The 25,553-nt window shown below is 68.1% G+C and carries 20 protein-coding genes and 3 tRNA genes; 6 read left to right on the forward strand and 17 right to left on the reverse strand.

All coding sequences use genetic code 11. The features are described 5' to 3' along the window. The 3 genes from RIF23_RS16955 to RIF23_RS16965 are packed head-to-tail and all read left to right on the forward strand — an operon-like array spanning position 1 to position 3,537. Positions 1–1,011, forward strand: a complete 1,011-nt coding sequence (locus tag RIF23_RS16955; protein WP_407659495.1) for a carbohydrate ABC transporter permease — start codon at positions 1–3, stop codon at positions 1,009–1,011. 5 nt (positions 1,012–1,016) lie between these two features. After that, on the forward strand, positions 1,017–1,862 hold the full coding sequence (locus RIF23_RS16960) for a carbohydrate ABC transporter permease (protein WP_310913645.1): 846 nt from the start codon (positions 1,017–1,019) through the stop codon (positions 1,860–1,862). Between the two features lie 4 nt (positions 1,863–1,866). After that, complete coding sequence (locus RIF23_RS16965; protein WP_310913548.1) at positions 1,867–3,537, forward strand: glycoside hydrolase family 3 protein; 1,671 nt, start codon at positions 1,867–1,869, stop codon at positions 3,535–3,537. Between the two features lie 44 nt (positions 3,538–3,581). On the opposite strand, the gene RIF23_RS16970 is transcribed toward RIF23_RS16965, so the two are convergent. Continuing rightward, complete coding sequence (locus tag RIF23_RS16970; protein WP_310913549.1) at positions 3,582–4,202, reverse strand: DUF4126 domain-containing protein; 621 nt, start codon at positions 4,200–4,202, stop codon at positions 3,582–3,584. A 157-nt stretch (positions 4,203–4,359) separates the two neighbouring features. Between RIF23_RS16970 and RIF23_RS16975 the strand changes: the two genes are divergently transcribed. Continuing rightward, on the forward strand, positions 4,360–4,752 hold the full coding sequence (locus RIF23_RS16975; RefSeq protein ID WP_310913550.1) for a PPOX class F420-dependent oxidoreductase: 393 nt from the start codon (positions 4,360–4,362) through the stop codon (positions 4,750–4,752). A gap of 274 nt (positions 4,753–5,026) precedes the next feature. Here RIF23_RS16975 and RIF23_RS16980 read toward each other — a convergent pair whose 3' ends face one another. The 8 genes from RIF23_RS16980 to RIF23_RS17015 form a co-directional block, all read right to left on the reverse strand. Next, complete coding sequence (locus tag RIF23_RS16980) at positions 5,027–6,571, reverse strand: aldehyde dehydrogenase (NADP(+)) (RefSeq protein WP_310913551.1); 1,545 nt, start codon at positions 6,569–6,571, stop codon at positions 5,027–5,029. A 56-nt stretch (positions 6,572–6,627) separates the two neighbouring features. Further along, positions 6,628–7,758, reverse strand: coding sequence for an NAD(P)/FAD-dependent oxidoreductase (locus tag RIF23_RS16985; RefSeq protein ID WP_310913552.1), 1,131 nt, complete (start codon positions 7,756–7,758; stop codon positions 6,628–6,630). A gap of 113 nt (positions 7,759–7,871) precedes the next feature. Beyond that, positions 7,872–9,005, reverse strand: a complete 1,134-nt coding sequence (locus RIF23_RS16990) for a PQQ-dependent sugar dehydrogenase (RefSeq protein WP_407659499.1) — start codon at positions 9,003–9,005, stop codon at positions 7,872–7,874. Between the two features lie 112 nt (positions 9,006–9,117). Beyond that, a complete protein-coding gene (locus tag RIF23_RS16995; RefSeq protein WP_310913554.1) occupies positions 9,118–9,510 on the reverse strand; it encodes a hypothetical protein in 393 nt (130 codons plus the stop codon). 113 nt (positions 9,511–9,623) lie between these two features. Then, a tRNA-Glu gene (locus RIF23_RS17000) sits at positions 9,624–9,696 on the reverse strand. A 43-nt stretch (positions 9,697–9,739) separates the two neighbouring features. Next, positions 9,740–9,812: transfer RNA gene (locus RIF23_RS17005), tRNA-Glu, on the reverse strand. 21 nt (positions 9,813–9,833) lie between these two features. After that, a tRNA-Gln gene (locus RIF23_RS17010) sits at positions 9,834–9,905 on the reverse strand. A 98-nt stretch (positions 9,906–10,003) separates the two neighbouring features. After that, a complete protein-coding gene (locus RIF23_RS17015; RefSeq protein ID WP_310913555.1) occupies positions 10,004–10,801 on the reverse strand; it encodes a fumarylacetoacetate hydrolase family protein in 798 nt (265 codons plus the stop codon). Positions 10,802–11,051: 250 nt separating this feature from the next. On the opposite strand from RIF23_RS17015, the gene RIF23_RS17020 reads away from it, so the two are divergent. Further along, positions 11,052–11,363, forward strand: coding sequence for an antibiotic biosynthesis monooxygenase family protein (locus RIF23_RS17020; RefSeq protein ID WP_310913556.1), 312 nt, complete (start codon positions 11,052–11,054; stop codon positions 11,361–11,363). Positions 11,364–11,508: 145 nt separating this feature from the next. After that, positions 11,509–12,192: a DUF3152 domain-containing protein gene (locus tag RIF23_RS17025; protein WP_310913557.1), complete on the forward strand. Its 684-nt coding sequence runs from the start codon at positions 11,509–11,511 to the stop codon at positions 12,190–12,192. 99 nt (positions 12,193–12,291) lie between these two features. On the opposite strand, the gene RIF23_RS17030 is transcribed toward RIF23_RS17025, so the two are convergent. From RIF23_RS17030 to RIF23_RS17065, 8 genes are all read right to left on the reverse strand, one after another. Beyond that, positions 12,292–13,686, reverse strand: a complete 1,395-nt coding sequence (locus RIF23_RS17030) for an extracellular solute-binding protein (protein WP_310913558.1) — start codon at positions 13,684–13,686, stop codon at positions 12,292–12,294. Positions 13,687–13,928: 242 nt separating this feature from the next. Then, complete coding sequence (gene cimA, locus RIF23_RS17035) at positions 13,929–15,515, reverse strand: citramalate synthase (protein ID WP_310913559.1); 1,587 nt, start codon at positions 15,513–15,515, stop codon at positions 13,929–13,931. Between the two features lie 268 nt (positions 15,516–15,783). Next, positions 15,784–16,908: a branched-chain amino acid aminotransferase gene (locus RIF23_RS17040; RefSeq protein ID WP_310913560.1), complete on the reverse strand. Its 1,125-nt coding sequence runs from the start codon at positions 16,906–16,908 to the stop codon at positions 15,784–15,786. Positions 16,909–17,213: 305 nt separating this feature from the next. After that, positions 17,214–18,278 (reverse strand): 3-isopropylmalate dehydrogenase, encoded by a 1,065-nt coding sequence (locus RIF23_RS17045; RefSeq protein ID WP_310913561.1) that lies wholly within the window; start codon positions 18,276–18,278, stop codon positions 17,214–17,216. Between the two features lie 716 nt (positions 18,279–18,994). Continuing rightward, entirely contained in the window at positions 18,995–20,581 is a 1,587-nt protein-coding gene (serA, locus tag RIF23_RS17050; protein ID WP_310913562.1) for a phosphoglycerate dehydrogenase, read from the reverse strand. Between the two features lie 172 nt (positions 20,582–20,753). Then, entirely contained in the window at positions 20,754–21,749 is a 996-nt protein-coding gene (ilvC, locus tag RIF23_RS17055) for a ketol-acid reductoisomerase (protein WP_310913563.1), read from the reverse strand. A gap of 309 nt (positions 21,750–22,058) precedes the next feature. Then, complete coding sequence (gene ilvN, locus RIF23_RS17060; RefSeq protein WP_310913564.1) at positions 22,059–22,583, reverse strand: acetolactate synthase small subunit; 525 nt, start codon at positions 22,581–22,583, stop codon at positions 22,059–22,061. 12 nt (positions 22,584–22,595) lie between these two features. Beyond that, positions 22,596–24,449 (reverse strand): acetolactate synthase large subunit, encoded by a 1,854-nt coding sequence (locus RIF23_RS17065; protein WP_310913565.1) that lies wholly within the window; start codon positions 24,447–24,449, stop codon positions 22,596–22,598. Between the last annotated feature and the right edge of the window lie 1,104 nt (positions 24,450–25,553).

Raw genomic sequence — 25,553 nt, forward strand, 5'->3', positions numbered from 1 at the left:
GTGCCTTCGGCCTCGGTTCAGCGACGGCGGGTCGGGCACCGCCCGGCCCGCCGTCGTGGGTCCCTCCACAGCCCCGCGCGTCCGTGGCTGCTCTTGGCCCCCGGACTCATCATCATTGCGCTGCTGCTGTGGTATCCCCTCGGCCGGGTGGTGTGGCTGTCCTTCCAGGACTACGACCTCGGCAACATCCGCTCCGGAGAAACCGACTACATCGGCCTGGACAACTACACCGAGCTGCTCAGCGACAGCTTCCTGTGGACCACGGCCCTGCCGAACACCGCGGTGTTCGCCGCCGTAGCCGTCGTGGGGACCGTCGTGGTCGGAACGTTGGTCGCACTGCTCCTCAACGCCTGCGGCTGGTTGTGGCGCACCGTCATCATCACGGCGATCCTCGTAGCCTGGGCGATGCCCGCGGTCACGGGCACCTACGTGTGGATCTGGGTGTTCGACGTCGACCAGGGCATCGTGCGCCAGCTCCTGGACGGCCTGCGTACCGGGATCGAGGCCTGGGGGCCGCAGTGGCTCCGCGACTCCGCGGCCACCAGCGACTACCTCGCCGCCGACGGCTACAACTGGTTCCGGGAACGGCTGCCCTTCTACGCGATCGTGACGCTCAATATCGTGCACAACGGGTTCCCGTTCGTCGCGATCACAGTGTTCGCCGGTCTCACTACCATCCCGCGCGAGCTACACGAAGCGGCGATGATCGACGGCGCCAACGCCTGGCAGCGGTTCTGGGACGTCACCGTCCCAACCCTTCGACCCGTATTCGCGGTGGTCACCATCATGTCCACGATCTGGGACTTCAAGGTGTTCGCGCAGGTCTACCTGATGCCGGGCGGCTCGGGATCCAACCGGGACGTGCTGAACTTCGGAGTCTGGTCCTACGTCGAGTCCTTCGCACAGAACCAGTACGGTTACGGCGCCGCGATCGCCGTCGTCCTCACCGTGCTGCTGCTTCTCATCACCCTGGTCTACCTGCGGACCCTGTTTGCGGAGGAGAAGCTGTGAGTGGCGTGCATACGGACAACTACTGGCGGCGCCGCCGCACACTGCGCCTGCTGGGCAAGGGCCTGGCCGTGGTGTGCGTGCTGGTGTTCACGCTGTTTCCCGTGTACTTCATGGTGAGCAGCGCGCTGGCGGAGCGGGTCTCGACCGGAACCGATGCGTTGTTCCCGGACGCCCTGAGCCTGCGCCACTTCGAGTTCGTGCTGACGGAAGCCGGCTTCCTGCGCTACATGCGCAACTCGCTACTGGTGGCGCTGGTGACGGTCGTGGGCAGCGGCATCCTGGCGCTGCTCGCCGCGGTGGCCGTGGCCCGCTTCCGGTTCTCGATGCGCACCACCGTGCTGGTAATGATCCTGGTGATCCAAATGGTCCCGCTGGAGGCCCTGGTCATCTCCCTGTTCCTCCAGATGAGCAACTTGGGGATGCTCAACAGCCTGCTCGGCCTGTCCATCGTCTACATCGCCCTGTCGGTGCCGTTCGCCGTGTGGATGCTGCGCGGATTCGTCGCCGCGATCCCCACGGAGATCGAAGAGGCTGCCTACATCGACGGCGCCTCCTGGGGGCGCATGTTCGTCTCGATCCTGCTGCCCCTGACCGCTCCGGGGCTCGTGGCCGTCAGTGTCTTCGCCTTCATCCTCGCCTGGAACGAGTTCATTCTGGCCTTCACGTTCATGACGCACAGCGAGAACTACACCGCGGCCGTGGGGCTACGCCAGTTCTTCGGGCAGTACACCACCGACTGGGGCAGCGTCATGGCCGCCTCCACGCTGATCACCCTGCCCGCCGTCGTCTTCTTCTTGATGATCCAGCGCCGCATCGCCAGCGGGCTCGTCGCCGGATCGGTAAAGGGGTGACCGAATGACCCGCACCCAGCACACCTCCCCCAGTCACGGGCGCCGCCCAGACCGCGACCCGAGCGTGGTGCGCATGCTGCACACCGTCCTGATGCCGGGATTCAGCGGAACCGCCGACACCCTTCCCGACTGGCTCCTACGCGCCCTGGACGAGGGCCTCGGCGGGGTCGCGTACTTCACCCCGAACCTCGCCACGGGCGCCGAACCCCTCTCTACCCGGCTGCATGCCCACCAGCCGCGCCTGCTCATCGCCTCCGATGAAGAGGGCGGACCGGTGACCCGTATGGACGCGGGCACTGGCTCGCCCTACCCCGGAAACGCCGCGCTCGGCACCATCGACGATCCCGCAACCACCCACGAGGTCGCCCGCTCGATCGGCGCCGATCTGCGATCCGCGGGGGTGGACATCAACCTGGCCCCACCGGTCGACGTCAACGTCAACCCGCACAATCCAGTGATCGGGGTACGTGCGTTCGGAGCCGATCCAGACACGGTGCAGCGGCACGGCGTCGCCTTCGTCCAGGGACTCCAGAGCACCGGCGTCGCCGCCACCCTCAAGCACTACCCGGGGCACGGGGATACACACACCGACTCTCATCGCGGGCTTCCGGTCATCGACCGTTCCGTGCCCGAGCTGGCCGAACGTGAGCTGGTGCCGTTCGCGGCAGGTGTGGCCGCCGGGGCCCGCCTGGTCATGCCCGGACATATCCGCATCCCCGCGCTCGGCGAGGCCCCGGCCAGCGTCAATCCCCGCGCCTACAATCTGCTGCGCGGGCAACTGGGTTTCGACGGCCCTACCGTCACCGACGCACTGGACATGCGCGCCCTGAGCTACCTCGCCCCCGCGGGGAGCACCGCTGCCCGACGGATCGCCGAGGCGGCCGTGGCCGCGCTGCGTGCCGGTGCGGACCTGCTGTGCCTGGGCAATCCCAACCTGGAGCCCACCGGCACGGACGCCCTGGTCTTCGGCACCGCGATGGCGGCGCTGCGGGACGCGGTGGCGCGTGGGGACGTTCCCCTGACGCGGCTGGCCGAGGCGAGTGCCCGAATCACCGCCCTGGCCGCCCGAAGCGAGCACATCCGGAGCACCACCGCGGCCGACGCGACTGCTTCCCCCGCGTCAACGGCCAGCTCCGGGAACGGGCCCGCTGCGGAGGCGGTGGACCCTCCCGCGAGAGTCCGGCTGGGTGCGAGAGTGGCCCAACGGGCGCTGGGCGTTCGCGGGCCGGTCGGTCAGCTGGCCGGCGCCAACCACGCCCACCTGGTCGACCTGCGGCGCACCAGCACGGTCATCGAACGCCCCCCGCCCTGGCTCGCCACTGCCCTCAGGGACCTGGGAATACGGCTGCACGTGAGCACAAGGGCCAGCCACGCCGCCCCCACCTCCCACCAGGACGACGAGACACTCCCTGTCGTGGTCCTCACCGATGACGCGGAACAACCCCACGTCCATGCGGAGCTGGCAAAGCTGGCGGATTCGGCGGATTCGGCGGAGTCGGCGGAGTCGGAATCGAGCCCGGATACTGGCGACGCTACCCAGCCGGGCCAGCCGGTCCTCGTGGTCACCGGCTGGCCCCGCCCCGCCGAGACCCAGTATCCACGCGTGGTGTGGACCCTGGGCGACAGCCGGGCCGGGGCCTGGGCCGCGGCCCGCGCCCTGGTCGCCGACGCGTAGCCCCCGCGCACGCGACAGGCCGCACCCAACGCGCTGCGGCTTCGTCAGGCAGCGGTGTTCGGGGACTCGCCGGCCCCGCCCCCGCGGCCGCGCCGGCTCCGACGCCGCCCGGTCCGGCCCCGACGCACCGCCCACACCGCGAGCAGGACGAGGACGGGCACCGCCACCACGATGAGGATCGGGATCAGGAGCGCCACCAGGGTGAGGGTGAGGCTGGCGGCATCCTCCACAGTGCTCACCACTACCCCTGCGGTTCCCAGGGTCAGCGTGTTCAGGGCGGGCCGTGCCAGCGACTTCACACCGTGCAGCGCGAGCGCGACCAGAACCCCCGCCACGACTGGCCCGAGGCTTCCACTCTCCGGTGTTCCGTCCACCGTGGCCGCGGATGCCCCGGCGCCGAAGGTGATACCGCCGGAGGTGGGGCGAACCACCGTCTGCACCAGATCGTTGACGGTATCGACCCCGGGGACCTTGTCCGCCACCAGCTCCAGCAACAACAGCACTCCCAGGACACCCAACATCACCGGGCTCTCCAGCCACTGCCATGACTCGGGAAGTGGGAGCAGCTCACCGTAGCGGGCGACGAGGCCGAGCAGGAGCAGCGGAATATAGGCGTTCAGCCCGGCCGCGGCGGACAGGCCCAGGCCCACGAGGATTGGGGTCATCCCGTGCCGTGCACACTCCTTCAAAAGACTCGGCAAGACTCGGCCCGCACAGCTCAGGCCCGACCCGAGCCACGTAACGCACCGGCGTGGCCCAGTGACGGGAGCCGCGCCCATAGTTTACGGTTTCGCCATTGCGCATTCCGGCACGAGGAGGATCATGTCCGTCGTCTCTACGGACCAGGCCGCGATTCTGGCCAAGCGAACCTTCGCCCATGTCGCCACGATCGGCCCCCGGGGGGAACCGCACTCCAGTCCCGTGTGGATCGACTGGGACGGAGAGTTCCTCAAGTTCAGCCAGACCACGACCCGGCAGAAGTACCGCAACCTCCAGCGCGATGCCCGCGTATCGCTGTCCATGATCGATCCGGACAACGCCTACCACTACGTGGAAGTCCGGGGCCGCGTCGAACGCGTCGACGAGGACCCCGATAAGGCGTTCATCAACGCGATGGCGAAAAAGTATCTCGACCTCGACGTATACCCCTGGGGAGCGCCCGGCGAGCAGCGGCTCGTGGTCTATGTGCGCCCCGAGCACACCAGCGGCATGTAGCACAGGCTCGGGTCCGGCACACCCGCCCCGAACGCCGCTCGGTCCGGTCCAGCATCGGACCGAGCGCAGGCCCCGCACGACGCGGGAGACGCCCTCGAGGACGCGGGCCGCTGGGCCGCACCCGCCACCTGCGGCGGTCATCCCGATGTGGCCGTGCTTCCCCATCGGGCCGTTATGGCCCCAGTGTCCAGCCCCCGTGCACTGAGGGCCACCCCATATGCCACGAGCACCCACCGGAAACAGCCCCAACACCCCGACACCGCAACCACCGGGGCTAGCCCAGGGTCAACTCACCGTCGACCCGACGCGGCACCGGCTGGGAGGGCGCGTCTCGCAGTTCCTCGGGAAGTAGGTGCTCCGGCGCGTTCTGCCAGGTCATCGGGCGCATGAACCGTCGGATCGCGGTGACGCCAACGGAGGTGTGTCCCGCGTCCGTGGTGGCGGGCCAAGGGCCCCCGTGCTGCATCGCCCAGGTGACCGCGACTCCGGTCGGGTAGCCATCGAAGACGATCCGCCCCGCCTGCTCCTGCGCCAGCCCGGACACGGCCGTGGCAAGCTCACCTTCGGTGGGCTCGGCGAACAGGCTGGTGGCCAGAGATCCGGGGACCTCCCGCAGGGCGTCGAGCAGATCCTGCGGCTCACTGTAGGTGACCACCAGTGTTGCCGGGCCGAAGCACTCCTCCAGCACCCCCGGACCGAGCCGGGCCGTCTCCGTGGCGAGCAGCCGCACCGGTACGCTCCATCCCTGCGCCTGCGGCGGGGCACCCTCGGCGACCAGCCGCACCCCGTCCTCGCCGGCGAGAGCCGAGGACGTGCGGAGGTAGCCCTGCCGCACCCCATCGTTCAACAGGATGGCGGGTTCCCGGTCGCTGACCTGGTCGGCCATGGCGTCCAACATGGCGCTGCCGTCGGGGCCGCCCGGGAGGAACACCAGCCCCGGCTTGGTGCAGAACTGTCCCGCCCCCTGGGTGACGGAACCAATGATGCCCGCGGCGATCTCCGTACCCCGCCGGGCTGCCGCCTCGGGCGTCACAACGAGCGGGTTGAGGCTGCCGAGTTCTCCGTAGAACGGGATCGGATCTGGTCGGCCCGCGGCCAGGTCGAACAGCGCCCGCCCCCCACCCAGGGAACCGGTGAAACCCACCGCGCGAATCTCGGGATGCTGAACCAGTTGGGCGCCCGCATCCTGCCCGTGGACGAGGGCCAGCGTGCCCACCGGCGCGCCGCTGCGTTCCGCTGCTGCGCCCAGGACCGCGCCGCACAGCTCCGCGGTCTCCGGATGGGACGGGTGGGCCTTGACCACGACGGGGCAGCCCGCCGCGAGGGCGGAGACTGTGTCCCCGCCCGGCACCGAGAAGGCCAACGGAAAGTTGCTGGCCCCGAAGACCGCCACCGGCCCGCGCGGCACCAGGAGGCGGCGCACATCCGGCCGTGGCCCCATGGGGGTCTCGGCCGCGTGGTCGATGGCGGCCTCCAGGAACGAGCCTTCCTCCAGGGCCTCGGCGAACAGCTGGAACTGGTAGCAGGTCCGCGTCAATTCGCTGTTCAGCCGGCCCTCCCCGAGCGCCGTCTCCCGATCGGCAACAGCCACGATGTCGGCTCGGCGCTCCTCCAGGCCGGCGGCCATCGTCCGCAACAGCTCGGCTCGCCAGAACCGCCCACTCCTGGCCAGGGTCCCAGCGGCCTCGGCCGCCGCTCGACAGCGCTGGTCGAGCTGCTCTTCCGTAGTCGTCCGCGCCACCGTGCCCACGGTCGCGCCGGTCCGCGGGTCGATACTGACGATCTCGGTTGCAGTGCTGCTGTGGGTACGGTCCGTCACTGCTCTCTCCTCACGTCCCGGCCTGGCTTCCACGCCGATCCTGCCGGAGGCGCCGCCTAGTCCGCTACAGGTCGGTCCGGGCGAAACGCCGACACATTCACGTCCGGCTCCTCCCCCAGCGCCAGGGTCGCGGCTACCACCCCCTGGTAGGGCCCCAGGGTCAAGCCCATCGATCCCAGCCCCGTTGCCACGACGACTCCCGGCAACTCCGCCAGAGGCCCCAAAATCTGGAGTCCGTCCGCACTGGACGGACGGAAACCAACCCGGGTCTCCACGACCGTGGCGTCCGCGAGGCCCGGCAGCATCCGGATGCCCGCGCTGAGCCCCTCGTGTAGTCCCCGCACCGTCACCCGATGTTCGAGATCCGATCCGGGCTCCCAAGTACTGCCGAGTACCAGGCGGTCCGGGGGGAAGGCAACGATGTGGCACTCCTCGGCCGGAAACCGCAGCACCGGCCAGTCCCGGGTGTAGTAGCCCGGTAGGGCCGTGTGCACGATCTGTCCGCGAACGGACCGCACGGGCACCGCAACGCCGAACGGCTCCAGCAGGGGGGCCGTCCACACACCCGCCGCGACCACGACCACGTCCGCCTCAAGTTCGTCCCCAGCGACCCGCACCCCACGCACCCGGGCGTTGTCGCCCGCCGTTCCGGTGAGTTCGGCAAACCCGGAAACGAGGGTCAAGCCGTAGTCCTTGGCCATGCTGACCAACGCGGCCCGCGCCATCCGCCCGTCCACCCGGGCCGTGCCGGCGACCTCAACCCCGGCATAGCTGTCGGGCAACAGCGGAAACCGGGCGGCGGGTTCACCCGGTTCCAGCCGCCGCACCGCCCCAAGCCGCTCGTACCCGCGACGGCGGGACAGCTCGGTCATCAGCCCGTAGTCCCGATCCAACGCGGCGGTGTCGGTACTCACCGAGATCCCGCCCACCACGGAGTAGCCGGGATCCACCCCGTCATCGGTCAGTTCGGCGACCAGGCCGGGCAGGTGCGCGGCGGCACGCAACGCGAAGGCACGTGCCGGAGGTGCGTCCCAGGGAAACGGCCATGGGAACACCACACCGGCTCCGGCCGCAGTGGCCTGTCCCGGCCGGGTCGCATCCACCAGGGTGACGTCGACGCCGCGCCGAGCCAGGTGGAAGGCCGCGCTGGCCCCAACGATTCCCCCGCCTACGACGATGACCCGCATCTCTCCAGGATGACAACCCGGGCAGGGCAATTCCAGTCACCCACTCCGGGCGCGGTTACCGTGGCCACCCGCATCCCGCCCTGGGTCGGGTCTGCTGCGCTGCGGCCCCTCGTTCACTCCAGGGGGATGCGCAGAATCCGGTCGTCGTCCGTCTCCGGATCACCGCGGCCATCCCGGTTGCTGGTCATCACCCACAGGGCGTCCTGTTCTGGGGTGGGCTGAACGGATCGCAGCCGGCCGTAGTCCCCCACAAAGTGGTCCTCGGCCGACAGTTCCCCCGCATCCGCGGCCCCGTCCGTCAACGGCAGCTGCCACAACCGTTCCCCGCGCAGGGCGGCAACCCAGATCGACCCGCCCACGACAGTGCCTCCGCTCGGAGACGCCTCGGCCACGTCCTCCCACACCAGGACGGGGTCAACATAGTCCTCCTGCTCGGCGACCCCGGTTACCTCGGGCCAGCCGTAATTCTGGCCCGCCTCGATCCGGTTGACCTCGTCATCGACGTCCGGCCCGAACTCCACGGCATACAACTCTTCGTCGTCCCAGGCCAGGCCCTGCACATTGCGGTGCCCGTAGCTGTAGACATGGTTGTCGAAGGGGTTGTCCGGGGCCGGTTCCCCCTCAGCCGTCATCCGAAGTACCTTCCCCGCCAGAGAGTCGGTGTCCTGGGCGAGCTCGGGTTCGGCAGCGTCCCCCGTCCCCACGTAGAGCATCTCGTCCGGACCGAAAGCGATCCGCCCGCCGTTGTGGTTCGCAGCCTGGGGAATCCCGGACAGCACGACCTCTGGTTCCCCCATATCCGGCCCGTCGTCGCCGGGGGCCTCCTCCTCGTAGGTCATCCGCACGATCCGGTTGTCCTCGGGGGTGGTGTGGTAGAGGTACAGCAGCGAGTCAGTGACGAAGTCCGGAGAGACCGCGACCCCGAGTAGTCCACCTTCGCCTCCGGGTTCGGCCTCCTCGATCGTGGCGAGTTCCCGAACGGTGCCGTCGGGGTCCACCCGCAGCAGCTGGGCGGAATCCCGCTCGGTGACGACCGCGGTCCCGTCCGGGAGGAAGTCGAGGCCCCAGGGGGTCTCCAGGTCGGTGGTCAGAACCTCTGGCTCACCGGCCGAACGCTGTACCTGTTCTTCCCGGTCCTCGTGGTCGGCGCCCTCCGGGTCGTCAGCGGATGGCGGACCGCCAGCATCGGTGCAGGCCACACTGGTCAGCAGCGCACCGGATATCGGCAGAACCATCCAACGTCGCATTGCCACAGCCTCTCCACGAAGAACGATCCGCGTCCCAGCCTAGCGACGCATCCCCACGCCGGGGGCGCGGATCCCCCACGTCGTCCACGGTCGTCGCCGAGCCGGCAGGGGGTCAGTCGAACGGGTCGGGGCCGCGGTCGGGGTCGTACGTATCCAGGCGCGCGTCGATGTGGAGTTCGGCGGTGTCGCCGGAGAGGTCCGTCAGGGTTACCGTGTGCCCGCCCACGTCCGCGGACTCCCCCGGAGAGAGCCGGGCCTCCTCGGTGCGTTCCACCCGCACGGTCACCGACTCGTCTGGAACGATCTCCACCAGCTCGAACACGTCACCGTTGTCGAGATCCTCCTCGTAGTAACTGTTACTGGTGAGCTCACACTGTCCGTCGCTACACGAGTACCTGTGGAACTCGCAGCCCGCGAGCAGACCGGTGGCGGCCACGGCCGTGGCCGCGGCCAGCGCCGGCTTACGCAGACCATGGAGCAGGATGGAACCGGGCAGTACTGACATAGTGATCATCCATTTCGCGACCAGGAACACGGGTCCGGTCGCTGGGACGACACCCACCTGGGCGCCGGTTCCACAAAAAACGCCACACGATCGTGTGGCGTGACGAGACTGCGTACCCCTGAGCGGATTCGAACCGCCGTTACCGCCTTGAGAGGGCGGCGTCCTAGGCCACTAGACGACAGGGGCGTGGGCCCACAGGCCAAACCCGCATCGACATGGATGCGGGACGTACCCCCGAGCGGATTCGAACCGCCGTTACCGCCTTGAGAGGGCGGCGTCCTAGGCCACTAGACGACGGGGGCCAGACGGACCGTAAAGTCCAGCTGGGGTACCAGGACTCGAACCTAGACTAACTGAACCAGAATCAGTCGTGCTGCCGATTACACCATACCCCAATGCCGTGGAACCGAGCCGGGCTGCGGGGCCCGCTCGCTCCCAACGGGACACTACTGTAGCGGACACATGCAGTGCTCGCGAATCGAGAGCGCTGGTCTCAGTCCCGCTCCAGAACCGGGTTGGTGAGCTCCCCGATCCGTTCCACAGCGCACGTGACTCGCTGTCCGACCTCCAGGGGGCCGACCCCGGCGGGCGTTCCCGTCAGCAGAACGTCCCCGGGCAGGAGTGTCATGAACTGGGTCACGTAGGCGATCAGATCCGGGATGTCCCGCATGAACTGAGCCGTGCGCCCATCCTGGCGCGACTCGCCGTCCACACTGCTCGTCACCCGGAGGTCGCCGGCCTCCTCCAGTGAGAGCCCCGTTTCAATCCAGGGACCCAGGGGACAGAACGAGTCGAAGCCCTTGGCCCGGGTCCACTGGGCATCCGACCGCTGGAGGTCGCGTGCGGTGACATCGTTACCGACCGTGTATCCGAAGATCACGTCCTTGGCCCGCTCACGGGGCACCTCCCGACAGACCCGTCCGATCACAACGGCCAGCTCCGCCTCAAAGTCCACCCGTTCGGAGATCCGGGGGTAAAAGATCGGGTCGTCCGGACCAACAACCGCCGTGGACGGTTTGAGGAACACCACAGGGTCCTCGGTGGCGGGACCGGTGATGTCCTTCATCTCCTCCACGTGCTCGGCGTAGTTCTTGCCGATGCACACCACCTTGCTGGGTAGCACGGGCGACAGCAGCCGCACGTCCGCCACCGGGGCACGTTCCCCACTGAGCTGGATATCGCCCAACAACGGATGGCCACTGATCCGGGCCATGAACAGCTGGCCGTCCTCGTCGGTGTCGATCAGCCCGAAGGACACCTCGTCGTCTACCGAGAACCTAGCAATCCGCATGCGCTTCGCCTCTTGAGTACGCTGGGCGACCGGCCCCGCGCCGATCGCGTGATCACATCCCGCCCGTCGAGGCTAGTCGACGGCTGTGTTCCTGGTAGCCGCCCAGCAGCCGATGTAGCAGACTGGCCGAAGCCCATCCCCGAAGGTGGGACTGGCCGAGGGGCTCCCACCCGTTGCCGGTCGCCACTCGGTGGTCCCGGTCAGCGTCGCGGCTCCGATCCGACAATCCCAGACACGAGGAGGAATCCCAGTGGCCAGTGTTGTGAAACTCAACGTGCTTACGGTCCCCGAAGGGTCCGGCACGGACCTCGAGGAGCGCTTCGCCCAGCGGGCCGGCCTGGTCGAGGGGGCGGACGGCTTCGAGGAGTTCCAGCTGCTCCGGCCGGTCGAGGGCACAGACCGCTACCTGGTCTACACCCGCTGGCGCGATGAGGAGTCCTTCCAGGCCTGGTACGCCAGCCAGTCCTTCGCCAGTGGTCACTCCGGGGGCCAGCGCCCCGCGGCCTCCGGTTCGGAACTGTGGAGCTTCGACGTCGTCCAACATGTCACGGCACAGGGGTAGCCACCGCCGACAGCGGATCCGACGCCCGCGGCAGCACGGCGAGCCGGCGGGGCCACCGGTCCCGCACCCGCGACGGCGGCGGGCCGGCATCCTCGCTGTCCCACTCGGACTCGTCGTCGTGGCCGCCGGACTGGGTGCTCTCACGGTGACGACCGCGACCCCGCTGGTGCCCGACTGGTCGGGCACCACGCAGCAGGCAACTCCGGACGGGGAGAATGCCACCCAAACCCAGCGGCCGACGTCGGACCGGATGCAACGGTCCACGTCGAGCCCGGACAATCCCTTGTTGACCTCCGTCACCACGGAAGTCAACAACGCCAGTGGGGACCTCTCGCCCGTGCCGGGCGAGAGCGACCCGGTCGGATCCGGTCCGCAGCAGCGCTACCTCGTCGAGGTCGAGGACGGGCTTCCGGGTGCGGCCGGAGACTTCGCCCGGGCGGTTCAGGAGATTCTGGGGGATGAGCGAAGTTGGATCGGCGGCGGGGACCTGTCGCTGAAGCGGGTTGATGAGGAGCCGGTGGATTTCCGGGTGACCCTGGCCTCCCCCGAAACCACCGACGAGCTGTGCGCCCCGCTGCGCACCAACGGGGAGCTGTCGTGCCACCAGGGCGGTCGGGCCGTGATCAACCAGAACCGGTGGGTCAGTGGGGTGGACCACTTCGACGACGATCTGGAGGAGTACCGGATCTATGTGGTGAATCACGAAGTGGGGCACGCCCTGGGCCACGGACACGTGGACTGCCCCGAACAGGGGGAGCCCGCCCCGGTGATGCAGCAGCAAACCCTGGGGCTCCAGGGCTGTGAACCCAACGGGTGGGTGCACCCCTGATCCATCCCCGGACGGACGGGGCACAATGCGGCGGAACACGTGGACCGGGAGCTGGCGGGGGCCACCCACGGGCGGAATCGGGGGTGCTTCCCGCTGGGCCTACTCCTCCACAAGAGTGTTGTATTCGTCGACAGCTTCCTGAGCGGATTCTCCCGCGTCGGCCATCGCCTCCGCCGGTTCCGCCTCGCCGGCGATCGCGCGTTCCCAGCCGTCCTCCATGGCCGCCCGGGTCTCGAACATGGCCCCCGTTATGCATCCCGTTGCCGTGTCCGTGTCCTCGGCGGCGGCCAGCTGGTCCGCCGCGGCCGTGAACTGCGGGAACTCCTCGGCGCGGTCCCGCGCCCGAGGCAGGTCATAGGCCTGTGGGGTCGCTGCGAGATACCCCGTCTGGGCATGCCAGATCTCTTGGGTTTCCGGTTCCAGGAGGAAGCGCAGGAACTCCCACGCCGCTCGACGTTCCCGCGGGCTGTGGCCCTGGTCACTGATCCACAGGGCGGACCCGTCGACAGTGGTTCCGCTCGCCTCCGAGGCGCGCGGCAGCGGGAACGGAGCCCCGGCGACCTCGAAGTCACTCTGGTCGACGAGTGTGGACAGCTGTCGGCTCGACTCCAGAGTCATGGCCACACGTTCGGTGGTGAACGCCGACCGGCTTTCCGCCAGATCCCGCCCCAGCTGGGGGGCGGTGTCCTCGGCCGAGAGCTCGCTCCACCACTCCACGACCTCGACCACCACGGGATCGTCCACGAAAACGGCATCCGCCCGGCCGCTACGCCCGTTGTTCCGCGTACAGAACGGCCGTTCCGCACGCGCGAGGAACTGTTCGAGATACCAGCCGGACAGGGCCGCACCGAACCCGTACTGCTGTACCTGCCCGTCCGAACTACGGGTCAGCTCCTGGGCGGTCTCCGCCACTGCGGGAAGGTCGCCCGGGGCATCGCGCACATCGAGCCCAGCCTCATCAAGGGCATCCACATTGAGGTAGAGCATCGGGGTGGAGTGTGCGAACGGCACCGCCCTCAGCTCGTCCTCAACGGTGAGGTAGGACACGAGCGCCCCTTCGAGTGCGCCAAGATCATAGTCGTCCCGGTCGACGAACTCCTGCACCGGAACCGCCTCGGCCACATCGATCATGAACCGGGTCCCCAACTCGTTGATCGCCACCACCTCGGGCGTGGCGTCCTGCTGGAGCGCGGAACGGTAGTTGGCGAGGGTGTCGTCCTCACTTCCCTGGAAGGACTCCTGGACGTACACGCGGCCGGAGTTTCGTTCGTTGAACTCCCGAACCAGCTCCTCAAGGGTGTTCCCAGCCGTGCCGTCCATGCTGTGCCAGAAGGAGATCTGAACCGGATCATCCAGATCGTCGAGCACCTCGGGGCCGGGGGTCCCCGGATCCTGGTCGACCGCCCCGTTGACCTCATCGTCACAGGCCACTGTCAGTAACAGCAGCACACCGAGACTGGTCGCCAGGGGCCGTGGTCCCCACCGAGCCCTCATACCGCCCCTGGTTCCACCGAAGCGAGAACTGGGCCCGGGACACGTCGAACACCGCATGCGGTGACCTCCCGGGGATGCGGTGTCGTCGACGTCATCGGCACCATGTCCAACCTCGTTCTCGCTTCGTCCACACCGAGTCACGGCCCGACGCACTGATCAGGCGGGTGGCACGTAGCTTAGGTCTTATCAGCCGCGGACACCGGCACACAAGGAACGTGGCGCATCGTGTGGATGAACAGCGACTACCTCCCGTGCTGGTGCAGCCCATAGGAGATCGCCTGTTCCAGCGCGATCCAGGAGGCGTCGATGACATTCTCCCCCACCCCCACAGTGGTCCATTCGCGCCGCCCGTCCGTGGAGTCGATCAACACGCGGGTCACGGCGTCGGTTCCCGACGACCCTTCCAGGATCCGAACCTTGTAGTCCACGAGCTCCACCAGGGCCAGCTGCGGAAACACTCCGGCGAGGGCCGAACGCAGTGCCTGGTCCAGGGCGTGTACCGGCCCGTTGCCCTCGCCGGTGGCGATGACGCGTTCGCCCTTGACTCGAAGCTTGACCGTGGCCTCGCTGAGTGTCGTCCCGTCTGCGTTGCGTTCGGCGATCACCCGCCAGGATTCGGGTTCGAAATAGCACACCGACTCCCCGAGCTCCCGGCGCAGCAGCAGTTCGAGGGAGGCGTCCGCAGCCTCGAAGCTGTAGCCCTGCTGCTCCAGTTCCTTGACCCGGTCCACGACCGTGCCCAGAACCGTGCGGTCGGACCCCAGGTCCAGACCCAGCTCACGTGCCTTGAGCTCCAGAGAGGCCCGGCCGGCCATGTCCGAGACCAGCATCCGCATATCGTTACCGACCAGTTCCGGATCGGTGTGCTGGTACAGGTCCGGATCCACCTTGATCGCCGAGGCGTGCAGTCCCGCTTTGTGTGCGAACGCGGAGATACCGACGTAGGGCTGATGGGTGGCCGGAGCGATATTGACGAGCTCCGCGATCGCCTGCGAAACGCGGCTCATCTCCGCCAGGCACCCCTCCGGCAACACCTGCCGGCCACGTTTGAGCTGCAAGGCCGGGACGACCGAGAACAGGTTGGCATTGCCGACGCGTTCGCCGTAGCCGTTGGCGGTGCACTGGACGTGGGTGGCTCCGGCGTCGATCGCGGCGAGACTGTTGGCCACGGCACACCCGGTGTCGTCCTGGGCGTGCATTCCCAGCCGCGCACCGGTGCGTGCGCCTACCTCGGCGACAATGCGCGCGACGTCGTCGGGCAACATCCCTCCGTTGGTGTCGCAGAGCACGACCACGTCCGCACCGGCCTCGGCCGCCGTGCGCACCACCTGCACGGCATAGTCCGGACTGTGTCGGTAGCCGTCGAAGAAGTGCTCACAGTCCACGAAAACCCGCTGTCCCATGGAGCGCAGGTGGGCCACGGTATCGGCAATCATGGCGAGGTTCTCGGTCAGGGACACCCGCAAGGCGAGCTCCACATGCCGCTCGTCGCTCTTGGCGACCAGGGTCACAACCGAAGCTCCGGAGTCTCGCAGGGCGGTCACCTGCGGGTCCTCGTCGGCGCGCAGGCCCGCCCGCCGTGTCGCACCGAAGGCGGTGAGCTGCGCGTGTCGCAGTGAGAGTTCCGTCTGGGCCCGCTGGAAGAACTCCGTGTCCTTGGGGTTGGCTCCGGGCCAGCCCCCCTCGATGAAGCCGACTCCGAACTCGTCCAACAGCCGTGCGATCGCCAGTTTGTCGCCGACGGTGAGGTTGATGCCCTCACGCTGTGCACCGTCGCGCAGCGTGGTGTCGAACACGTGAAAACTGTCGTCGAGCTGAGTCTGTGCCATCGGGAATCGCCTTCCAGGTCGAATGTGGATGGGCCCCGCCAGCGGAAACAAAAAAGACCCCTCGTGGACACGAGAGGTCAGCGCGCTGGCGTGGTCCGGGCTAGCCAGCGCGCCTGCCGATAATGATCAGCTGATACGGCACACCGCAAGTATGCCATAGCACTGGTGGCTGTGTCCCGGTCCCGGTCCCGGTCCCGACATCCCCGCACGGCGGCCGGTGGTCCTGGACGTAGCCACCGACCGCCGCCGCAGCGACAGCCTGGCCGGATCAGCCGGCGGAGCCAACCTTTCGGATCCAGCCCAGCGGATCCGGGCGGTGTCCGAACTGGATCCCGACCAGCTCCTCACGCAGCCGCATGGTCACCGACCCTGGCTGACCGTCTCCGATGGTGAACTCTCCCGCCGTGCTGGCGACCCGACCCACGGGCGTGATCACCGCTGCCGTGCCGCACGCGAACACTTCGGTGAGATCCCCGCTCATCGCCGCGCTGCGCCACTCCTCGGTGGAGATTCGCCCCTCCTCGGCGGGGATGCCAAGTTCCGGTGCGAGCCGCAGCAGGGAGTCGCGGGTGACTCCGGGCAGGAGGGTCCCGGTCAGCGTCGGCGTCATGATCCGGGCATCGTCTCCGGAACCGAAGACGAAGAACAGGTTCATCCCGCCCATCTCCTCGACCCAGCGATGCTCGACCGCGTCCAGCCAGACCACCTGGTCACATCCCTTGTCCACAGCCTGGGCCTGGGCGAGGAAACTGGCCGCGTAGTTACCGGCGAATTTGGCCTGCCCCGTCCCTCCCGGGGCCGCGCGAGTGTAGTCCTCACTCAACCACACCGACACCGGCTTCACTCCGCCGGCGAAGTAGGAGGCGGCCGGAGACGCGATGAGGACGAACAGGTAGGTGGACGACGGGCTGTTCACCCCGAGGCTCACATCCGTGGCGAACATCAGGGGCCGCAGGTACAGGCTGTGCCCCTCCTGGGTGGGCATCCAGTCCCCGTCGTGGGCCAACAGGGTCTCGATGGCCCCGAGGAAGAGCTCCTCGGGAAGCTCCGGCATTGCCATACGCCGGGCACTGCTGTTGAAGCGTTGCGCGTTGACCTCCGGACGGAAACACACAAAGCTGCCGTCCGCGTGGCGGTAGGCCTTCAGTCCTTCGAATATCTCCTGGGCATAGTGCAGCGCGGATGTGGCCGGATCCAGGTGCAGTGGGCCATACGGCTCCAGGCGAGCGTCGTGCCACCCCTCCTCCGCGGAGTATCGGATGGTCACCATATGGTCGGTGAACACCTTGCCGAACCCGGGATTCGCCATCAGCTCCGCTCGCTCCTGCGGGGTCCGCCGCGCGGAGGAGGGACGGATGTCGAACGCCAACCCCCTTGTGGTGGTGCTGTTCATTCGTAGATCCTCTCGGGTTAGCTGGGGCCGGCGGCGGCGACACGTGCCGGCCCACGAACTCAAGTGTGACGGAGATGACGTGGCCGCCGCCACCATCGGACCGACTCTGGTGTGCACAGGGACAGCACGAGGACCAGCAGCCCGCTGAAGCGCCGGGGGACCGGCTTCCTGCGGGATGTCCGCCAGCCGGGGGAAGGACCGCGGACCGGGCCGGCGGTGCCGGAGCACACAGGAACTCCCGGACGGAACCCGGACGGAACGCGGCCACGCATCGGACGACCGGGCCACGCCCGGTCCGGGAGCACTCAACCAGACTCGGTGGCGCGAGCCACGATGTCGTCACCAATCTGCGAGGTGGAGCGCTGGGAGTTCTCCTTGGCGCGAACCTGGAGGTCGGCGCTGACCGCCTCCTCGACCTGGCGGGCCGCGGCCTGGACTCCGAGATGCTCCAACAGCAGCGCCACGGACAGGATCGTGGCTGTGGGGTCGGCGATCCCGCGACCCGCGATGTCCGGCGCGGACCCGTGCACCGGCTCGAACATGCTCGGGAACTCCCGCGGCGGGTTGACGTTACCGCTCGCCGCCAACCCAATACCTCCGGCGATAGCCGCCCCGAGGTCGGTGAGAATGTCACCGAACAGGTTGTCGGTGACCACGACGTCGAATCGCTGCGGGTCACTCACGAAGAACATGGTGGCCGCATCGACATGCAGATAGTCCACGGACACCTCCGGGTAGGAGGCGCCGATCTCCCGTACCACCCGCTGCCACAGCTCACCTGCATAGGTCAACACGTTGTCCTTGTGGACCAGGGTGAGCTTCTTCCGGGGGCGTTCCTGGGCACGCTCGAAGGCATAGCGCACCACACGCTCCACCCCGAACCGGGTATTGACGCTGTCCTGGGTGGCGATCTCGTGTGCGGTGCCCTTGCGCAACACACCACCGGCACCCGCGTAGGGTCCTTCGGTCCCCTCCCGAACCACGAGCATGTCCACATCCTCCGGGCTCGTGTCGCCGAGGGGCGTGGACACTCCCGGGTACAGCCGCACCGGGCGGAGGTTCACGTAGTGAGCGAAGGCGAACCGCAGCCGGAGCAGCAGCCCACGCTCCAGTACGCCACTAGGCACGCTCGGGTCACCGACCGCTCCCAACAGAATCGCGTCATGCTCGCTGAGCTGCTTTTCGGTCTCGTCGGTGAGGGTCTGGCCGGTCTCGTGCCAGCGTCGCGCCCCCAGATCGTAGGTCGTGGTCTCCAGCTGGAGCCCATGCTGGGGGCCGACCGCGGAGAGGACCTTGAGCCCCTCGGACACCACCTCCGGACCGATCCCGTCCCCGGGAATCACGGCCAATCGCACACTGGGAGTCGTCATTACACGCGCCTCACTTCAACCCTGGAACCTGTGGGGGTCGCCGGCAGCCACGGCCGCGGTGACCGGATGCCACGGGACGGCGCCACGGCACGGGGCCGGGCGGCTGGCCCAACGGACCAGCCCAGCCTATCGACCCCGGCCGTGCGTCCCGGCACCTCGCTACTCAGCGGCCGGTGGGACCACCGTTGTCGCGGCGGTCCAGGGCCCGCTGGAGGGCACGGTTGGTCTCGGCATCGGTGTCGGCCTCGTTCGACGAAACGTCGTAACGCATGATGATCCTCGCATACACGTCGAGTGAAGAAACGAATGACGACCATCGGCGGCGTCTGCCAAGGGTGCGGCGACGAACGTCGCGGTCGGTTCACGCGAGGAACAGTGCTGGATCGCCGTTCCGGGACGGCGCCGCGACCGGCAGGTCGATGCGGGCGGCGCCACGCGCGATCTGGACGCAGGAGATCACTGGACGTCCAGAGAGCGACTCCAAGAATATCGGATGTCCAAGTATTGCGCCAGTCGCCCCCACCGGAGAACCGAGGGCGTCCCGGTGCAGCCCCGGCCCCGGGTCCAGGTCCAGGTCCAGGTCCAGCCAACAGGATGCGGCCCCGGCGCAAGCTACGCCGGGGCCGCCAGACATACCCATCCCCGCGGGACCGCCTCTCCCCAGGGCAGACAACGCCGGAACCAGGGGAGGCGCTCCGGGGATCATGTGCGTGGTGCTACTCCAGATCGACGACCCGGCAGCTGTCCGCGCCGATCTCGGAACGGATTGCCTCGAGGGTCGCATCGGGGACAGCGGAATCCACGGTCAGTGTGATCAGGGCCGATCCCTTACCCACATTCCGACTGACCTGCATGCCCGCAATGTTGATCTGGGCATCGCCCAGCAGCTGACCCACAACGCCCACAATTCCGGGACGATCCGTGTACGAGAAGAAGGCCATGTGGTCGGCGAGGTCAACTTCGATGCTGTAGCCGTTCACCTCAATGACCTTCTCGACCTGGCGCGGCCCGGACAGCGTTCCCGAGACCGACACGCGCTGGCCGTCGGGCAGCACGCCGTGCACCCGGATCACGTTTCGCCAGTCCGGGCTGTCGGAACTGGTGACGAGGTTGATCTCCACACCCCGCTCCTCGGCGAGCAGGGGGGCGTTGACGAAGGTTACGGACTCCTCCACCGCGCCCTCGAACACGCCCTTGAGTGCGGCCAGCTCCAGCACCTTGACGTCCTGGCTCGCGATCTCGCCGCGAACCTCCACGTCCACCCGGCTGGCCGTGGCCTGGGCCAGGGCCGTGAAGATCCGTCCCAACTTCTCGGTGAGCGGCAGCGCCGGGCGCACGTCCTCGGCGACACCGCCCCCCTGCACGTTCACCGCATCCGGGACGAACTCCCCCTCCAGGGCCAGCTTGACCGACTCGGCGACCTGGGTTCCCGCCTTCTCCTGAGCCTCGTGGGTGCTCGCTCCCAGATGCGGGGCCACCACGACGTTCTCCAGGTTGAACAGCGGGCTGTCGGTGCACGGCTCCTTGGCGAAGACGTCCACACCGGCCCCAGCGATCCGGTTGTCCTGGAGCGCGCGGACCAGGGCATCCTCGTCCACGATGCCGCCGCGCGCCGCGTTGATCACGCGGCAGGTGGGCTTCGCCTTGGCCAGAGCGTCGTCACTGATGAGCCCGACCGTGTCCTTGTTCTTGGGCAGATGCACGGTGATGAAGTCACTGCGGCGCATCAGCTCGTCGAGACTCACCAGCTCCACACCCAGCTGGGCGGCACGAGCCGGCTGCACGAAGGGATCGTAGGCGAGCAGGGTGACGCCGAACGCGGCCAGCCGCTGCGCGACCAGGACACCGATCCGGCCCAGTCCCACCACGCCGACGACCTTGTCGTAGATCTCGACTCCGGTGTACTTGGAGCGCTTCCACTCCCCGTTCACCAGCGCGTTGTGGGCGGGAGCGGTGTGCCGGGCACAGGCCAGCAGCAGGTTGATCGCCTGCTCGGCGGCGCTCACGATGTTTGAGGTGGGTGCGTTCACGACCAGCACACCGGCCTTGGTGGCAGCCGACACGTCCACGTTGTCCAACCCGACTCCGGCGCGCGCAACGACCTGGAGCTTCGGGGCCGACGCCAAGGCCTCGGCGTCGATTTGGGTTGCGCTGCGCACGATCACGGCGTCGACGTCGGCAAGAGCCGGAAGCAACGCGGAACGGTCGGAACCGTCGGTGTAGCGGAGGTCGAAGTCCTCCTTGAGCACCGCGAGCGCAGCAGGTGATAGTTCTTCCGCGACCAGAACAACTGGCTTGGGCACAACTAATCCTTACGGGAGTTGCTTATCGCCGCACGACCGCGCGACGACCTGACCACTCCGTGCCCCGTGCAGGGACACGACCAGCCCGAGTCTAGCCGCCCGGCCCTGACCGCGATGCGGAACCCCCCAAGAAGACCACATTTTCGCAGGTCAGGGCCGTACCATCGAGCGGTTAGCCCTTGAGCCAGCTCATGAGGGGACGCAGCTGTGCCCCAACCTGCTCGATCTGCTCGGCCTGCTCGGCCTCCCGCCGCTTGAGGAAGGTCGGCCGGCCCGCGTCGAACTCGGCCATGAGCTCCTGGGCGTAGCTGCCGTCCCGAACCTCGGCCAGGATCCGCCGCATCTCGGCACGGGTCTCCTCGGTAATGACCCGCTGGCCGCGGGTGTAGCCGCCATACTCGGCGTTGTCCGAGACCGACCAGTACATCGTGGAGATGCCTCCCTCATACATGAGGTCCACGATGAGTTTCATCTCGTGCAGGCATTCGAAGTAGGCGATCTCGGGCTGGTAACCCGCCTCGACGAGCGTCGAGAATCCCGCCTTGATCAGCTCCGACACCCCGCCACACAGCACGGCCTGTTCACCGAACAGGTCCGTCTCGGTCTCCTCGGTGAAGGTGGTCCGTAGGGCTCCCGCACGGGTCCCGCCGATGCCCTTGGCGTAGGACAGGACCAGATCCCAGGCGCGGCCGGAGGCGTCCTTCTCCACCGCGACCAGGACCGGAACCCCGCGTCCGGCCTCGAACTGCCGGCGCACCAGATGGCCCGGCCCCTTGGGGGCGACCATGGCCACATCCACGCCCTCGGGCGGGCTGATGAGACCGTAGCGGATACTGAATCCGTGCCCGAAGAACAGGGCGTCCCCCGGAGACAGATGGGGGGCGATCTCCTCGGCGAACAGGTCGCGGTGGAAGTGGTCCGGCGCCAGGATCATGATGAGGTCGGCCTCCTGGGCCGCCTGGCTCGGGGTGACCACGCGCAGCCCGTCGTCCTCGGCCTGCGCCCGACTCGCCGACCCCTCCCGCAGCCCGACCCGCACGTCCACCCCCGAGTCCCGCAGGGACAGGGCGTGGGCGTGGCCCTGACTGCCGTAGCCAATGACCGCCACCGTGCGGCCCTGGACGACGCTCAGGTCTGCGGCGTCGTCGTAGTACATCTGTGCTGCCACGTCGGCTTACTCCTTTGTTCTTGGTCCAGATCCTGTCGTGTGCACCGTTCCGGGGCACCCTCGTGCAGCGGCCTCCAGGGGAATCCAGGAGAGTCCAGGAGAGAACGGGCCGCGTGCTGGCCCGGCGGGGTCACACCACACGCTCCGGGGTGTATTCGCCGGACCGCGGCGCGAGTCCCCGGTCCGGCCCGTGTCTGCGGTGTGGGCTGGGTGGTGGTGTGTGCATCCTGTCGGGGTCGCGGCCCCGGGACGAGACTGGCTGCGCCGGTCGCCCAGACAGCCGGATGCCCAGCATGCACACCCCACTCTCTAGGCGCTGCGTTCCACGACCCGCAGCGAGCGGTCGGTAATCGACCTCGCTCCGCGTCCCAGCGCCACCAGCCCGGACTTGACGAGCTCCTTGATTCCGAAGGGTTCCAGATTGCGGATCAGCGCCTGGAGCTTCTCGGGATCACCGGTGGCTTCGATGACGACCACGTCCGGGCCGACGTCAACCACGTTGGCCCGGAATAGCTGGGCCGTCTCCAGCACGTGGCTGCGTGTGTTGACATCGGCCTTGACCTTGATCAACAACAGTTCGCGGCGTACCGCGGCGTCGGGGTCCATCTCGACGATCTTGATGACGTTCACCAGCTTGTTGAGCTGTTTGGTCACCTGCTCCAGGGGGTGGCGGTCGCAGTTGACCACGATCGTCATCCGGGACAGTCCCTCGTACTCGGTTGGTCCGACAGCGAGGGAGTGGATATTGAAACCGCGCCGGGAGAACAGGGCCGAGGCGCGTGCGAGGACGCCTGGCTTGTCCTCCACCAGGACGGACAGCGTGTGCAGACTCAACTTCTCGGCCCCTTATTCCTCGTCGTCCCAGTCGGGTGCCATGTCCCGCGCGTACTGGATGTCGTCGTTGCTGGTGCCCGGCCCCACCATGGGCCAGACCATGGCGTCGTGGTGCACGGTGAAATCGATGACCACCGGAGCGTCGTTGATCGCCATGGCCTTTTCAATGGTCGCGTCGACATCCTCCACGCGGTCACAACGCAGGCCCACACAACCGTACGCCTCGGCCAGGCGCGCGAAGTCCGGTATGCGCCCCGGCCGCGGATCCTGCCCCGCCTCGCCCGTGGACTCGGCGCCGTCCGGGTCCTCGGGGCGGGGAGCCGTATGCAGGTCGGTGTTGGAGTAGCGCCCGTCGTAGTACAGCGTCTGCCACTGACGCACCATGCCCAGATTGCTGTTGTTGATGACCGCGACCTTGATCGGGATGCCTTCGACCGCGCAGGTGGCCAGTTCCTGGTTGGTCATCTGGAAACAGCCGTCGCCGTCGATGGCCCACACGGTCCGGTCCGGTTCGGCGGTCTTGGCGCCCAGGGCCGCCGGAACGGCGAAACCCATGGTTCCCGCACCGCCGGAGTTGACGAAACTTCCAGGCCGTTCGTAGTCAATGAACTGGGCAGCCCACATCTGGTGCTGCCCGACTCCGGCCACGTAGCAGGCGTCGGGACCGACAAGCTCCCCGATCCGCTGGATGACGTACTGCGGGGAGAGGCTGCCGTTACCGGGGTCGGTGTAGCCGGTGGGATAGACCGACCGCAGCCGTTCGAGCTGCGCCCACCATGCGGCATAGTCGCCGACCCTTCCTTCGGACTGGTCCGAGCGCACCGCCACGACCATGTCCGCGATCACTTCACGGCAGTCTCCCACGATCGGCACATCGGCATGGCGGTTCTTGGAGATCTCCGCAGGGTCGATGTCCGCGTGCACGATGGTCGCCTCGGGGGCGAAGCTGTCGAGGCGACCCGTCACCCGGTCGTCGAACCGGGCACCGAGGGCGACGATCAGGTCGGCCCGCTGGAGCGCCCCGACCGCCGAGACGGAACCGTGCATACCGGGCATACCCACGTGCTGTTCGTGGGTGTCCGGGAAGGCACCGCGCGCCATCAGCGTGGTGACGACCGGCATCCCGGTGAGCTCGGCCAGCACCCGCAGCTCCGCGGAGGCCCCGGACTTGAGGACGCCGCCACCGACGTAGAGCACCGGCCGTCGAGCCTCGGCGACGAGCCGGGCCGCCTCGCGCACCTGTTTGCCGTGTGGGCGGGTAACCGGACGGTATCCAGGAAGCTCGGGATTCTGCGGCCACGAGAACGCGATGGTGCTCTGGAGCGCGTCCTTGGCGATGTCCACCAGAACCGGACCGGGGCGCCCCGTCGCGGCGATGTGGAAGGCCGAGGCGATGGTGTGCGGAATGTCCTCGGCGGACCGGACCAGGAAGTTGTGCTTGGTGATCGGCATGGTGATGCCGCAGATGTCCGCTTCCTGGAATCCGTCGGTGCCGATGAGCGGGGTAGCGACCTGCCCGGTGATCGCCACCATCGGCACGGAGTCCATATGCGCGTCGGCGAGCGGGGTGACGAGATTGGTCGCCCCCGGGCCACTGGTCGCCACACACACGCCCGGACGACCGGTGGCGTAGGCGTACCCCTCCGCGGCGTGACCGGCCCCCTGCTCGTGGCGCATGAGCACGTGCCGTACGGCGCGGGAGTCGAAGAGTGGGTCGTAGGCGGGAAGAATGGCTCCACCCGGGATCCCGAATACCACGTCGACGCCAACCTGCTCCAGCGACGCGATGAGAGCCTGGGCTCCGGTCATATGCTCGGTCATCACTGGGGTCCTTCTGCTACAGGGGTGATGGACTGTGCCTGGCAACAAAAAACCCCTCACCGCAGAGCGGTTGAGGGGAGCGCGTAGCGTCGGCGACTGACGACTGACTCAGTCAGCTGGCTACGCGCTGACCAAGTACGAGAATTCGTGGGTGGTTGCTTCGCACGGTGTCAACATTGGCCGAGTCCGCGTGCCACGTCAACCAAAACGGTCATTTTGTCTCACATTATGAGACACGAATTTCGCACTGTGGCCCGATTTGCCCCTTCCGTCCGGCGTGCTCATGACCGCGCCCCCGGCTCGGCGGTGGGGGTGACCAGGACGCCAGCCCTGCTGTGCAGATCGTGATGTCCCGCAGAACCCCGGGGGCTGCTCCTGCTCTCCAACGGCTCTACCTGGCCCGCATGCGCTGGGGCCACCCCGGATGCCAACACCACCTCAATCCCTCCCCGATGGAGTTCCTGGCCTGGTTCCAGAGCCGCCCCCAGGTCGTGGTTTTTGGAGTGTCTGTGAGGTGGGACGCTGCTCGGGCCGGCTCGGTGGGCGTGGTCGCAGGCCGGGAACTCTCTCCGGAGGCCGCATGGGGGCTGTCGGCTGCGCTGATGCGCGCCGATCCGCCCAGGCGAGGCCCGAGGGATGCGCCCGTGCCCGTCCGTGGGCCGGGCTGGGGCAGCGCCCCGGGCGTGCGGGAACGCCCACGGCGCGGGGGATGCCCCCGCATCCGACGCTCCCCGGGGAACGTGCGGGGAACGGTGATTGGTTATGGGCACGCGCCGTGTCGGCCGCCGGCGGCGTCGCGCCGTGGTGGTCCCTGGTGGTGTCCTGTTCCGGGGGCGCTCCCCCGCACGACGGCCAGCGGTCGGGGGGTGCGAAGCGCCCTGGGGGCGCCCCACCAGACCGAACAGCCACTACACACGACAACCACCCAGACCTGGGTGCGATGGCCATGCCGCACATCCCCCTACCCGAGGGAACACACCCCTCACACAACGACCACCGACCGGGGATGCGGAACGTGACACGGAGCAATCTGAGGATGCTTCACCAGACTGAACAACCATACACACGACAAACCACCGAGACCTGGGGTCGCTGTGCACACCTCACGGTCACGCAGAAACCCACCCCGCACCTCATGGCCCGGGGCCA

The sequence above is a fragment of the Lipingzhangella rawalii genome, assembly GCF_031628175.1.
GTDB classification, from domain to species: Bacteria; Actinomycetota; Actinomycetes; order Streptosporangiales; family Streptosporangiaceae; genus Lipingzhangella_A; species Lipingzhangella_A rawalii.

Excerpts from the sequence above, each read along its gene's own strand:
- RIF23_RS16965 (WP_310913548.1), top strand. The coding sequence starts at position 1,867 with ATGACCCGCACCCAGCACACCTCCCCCAGTCACGGGCGCCGCCCAGAC.
- RIF23_RS16970 (WP_310913549.1), bottom strand. The coding sequence starts at position 4,202 with ATGACCCCAATCCTCGTGGGCCTGGGCCTGTCCGCCGCGGCCGGGCTG.
- RIF23_RS16975 (WP_310913550.1), top strand. The coding sequence starts at position 4,360 with ATGTCCGTCGTCTCTACGGACCAGGCCGCGATTCTGGCCAAGCGAACC.
- RIF23_RS16985 (WP_310913552.1), bottom strand. The coding sequence starts at position 7,758 with ATGCGGGTCATCGTCGTAGGCGGGGGAATCGTTGGGGCCAGCGCGGCC.
- RIF23_RS16990 (WP_407659499.1), bottom strand. The coding sequence starts at position 9,005 with ATGCGACGTTGGATGGTTCTGCCGATATCCGGTGCGCTGCTGACCAGT.
- RIF23_RS16995 (WP_310913554.1), bottom strand. The coding sequence starts at position 9,510 with ATGTCAGTACTGCCCGGTTCCATCCTGCTCCATGGTCTGCGTAAGCCG.
- RIF23_RS17015 (WP_310913555.1), bottom strand. The coding sequence starts at position 10,801 with ATGCGGATTGCTAGGTTCTCGGTAGACGACGAGGTGTCCTTCGGGCTG.
- RIF23_RS17030 (WP_310913558.1), bottom strand. The coding sequence starts at position 13,686 with ATGAGGGCTCGGTGGGGACCACGGCCCCTGGCGACCAGTCTCGGTGTG.
- cimA (WP_310913559.1), bottom strand. The coding sequence starts at position 15,515 with ATGGCACAGACTCAGCTCGACGACAGTTTTCACGTGTTCGACACCACG.
- RIF23_RS17040 (WP_310913560.1), bottom strand. The coding sequence starts at position 16,908 with ATGAACAGCACCACCACAAGGGGGTTGGCGTTCGACATCCGTCCCTCC.
- RIF23_RS17045 (WP_310913561.1), bottom strand. The coding sequence starts at position 18,278 with ATGACGACTCCCAGTGTGCGATTGGCCGTGATTCCCGGGGACGGGATC.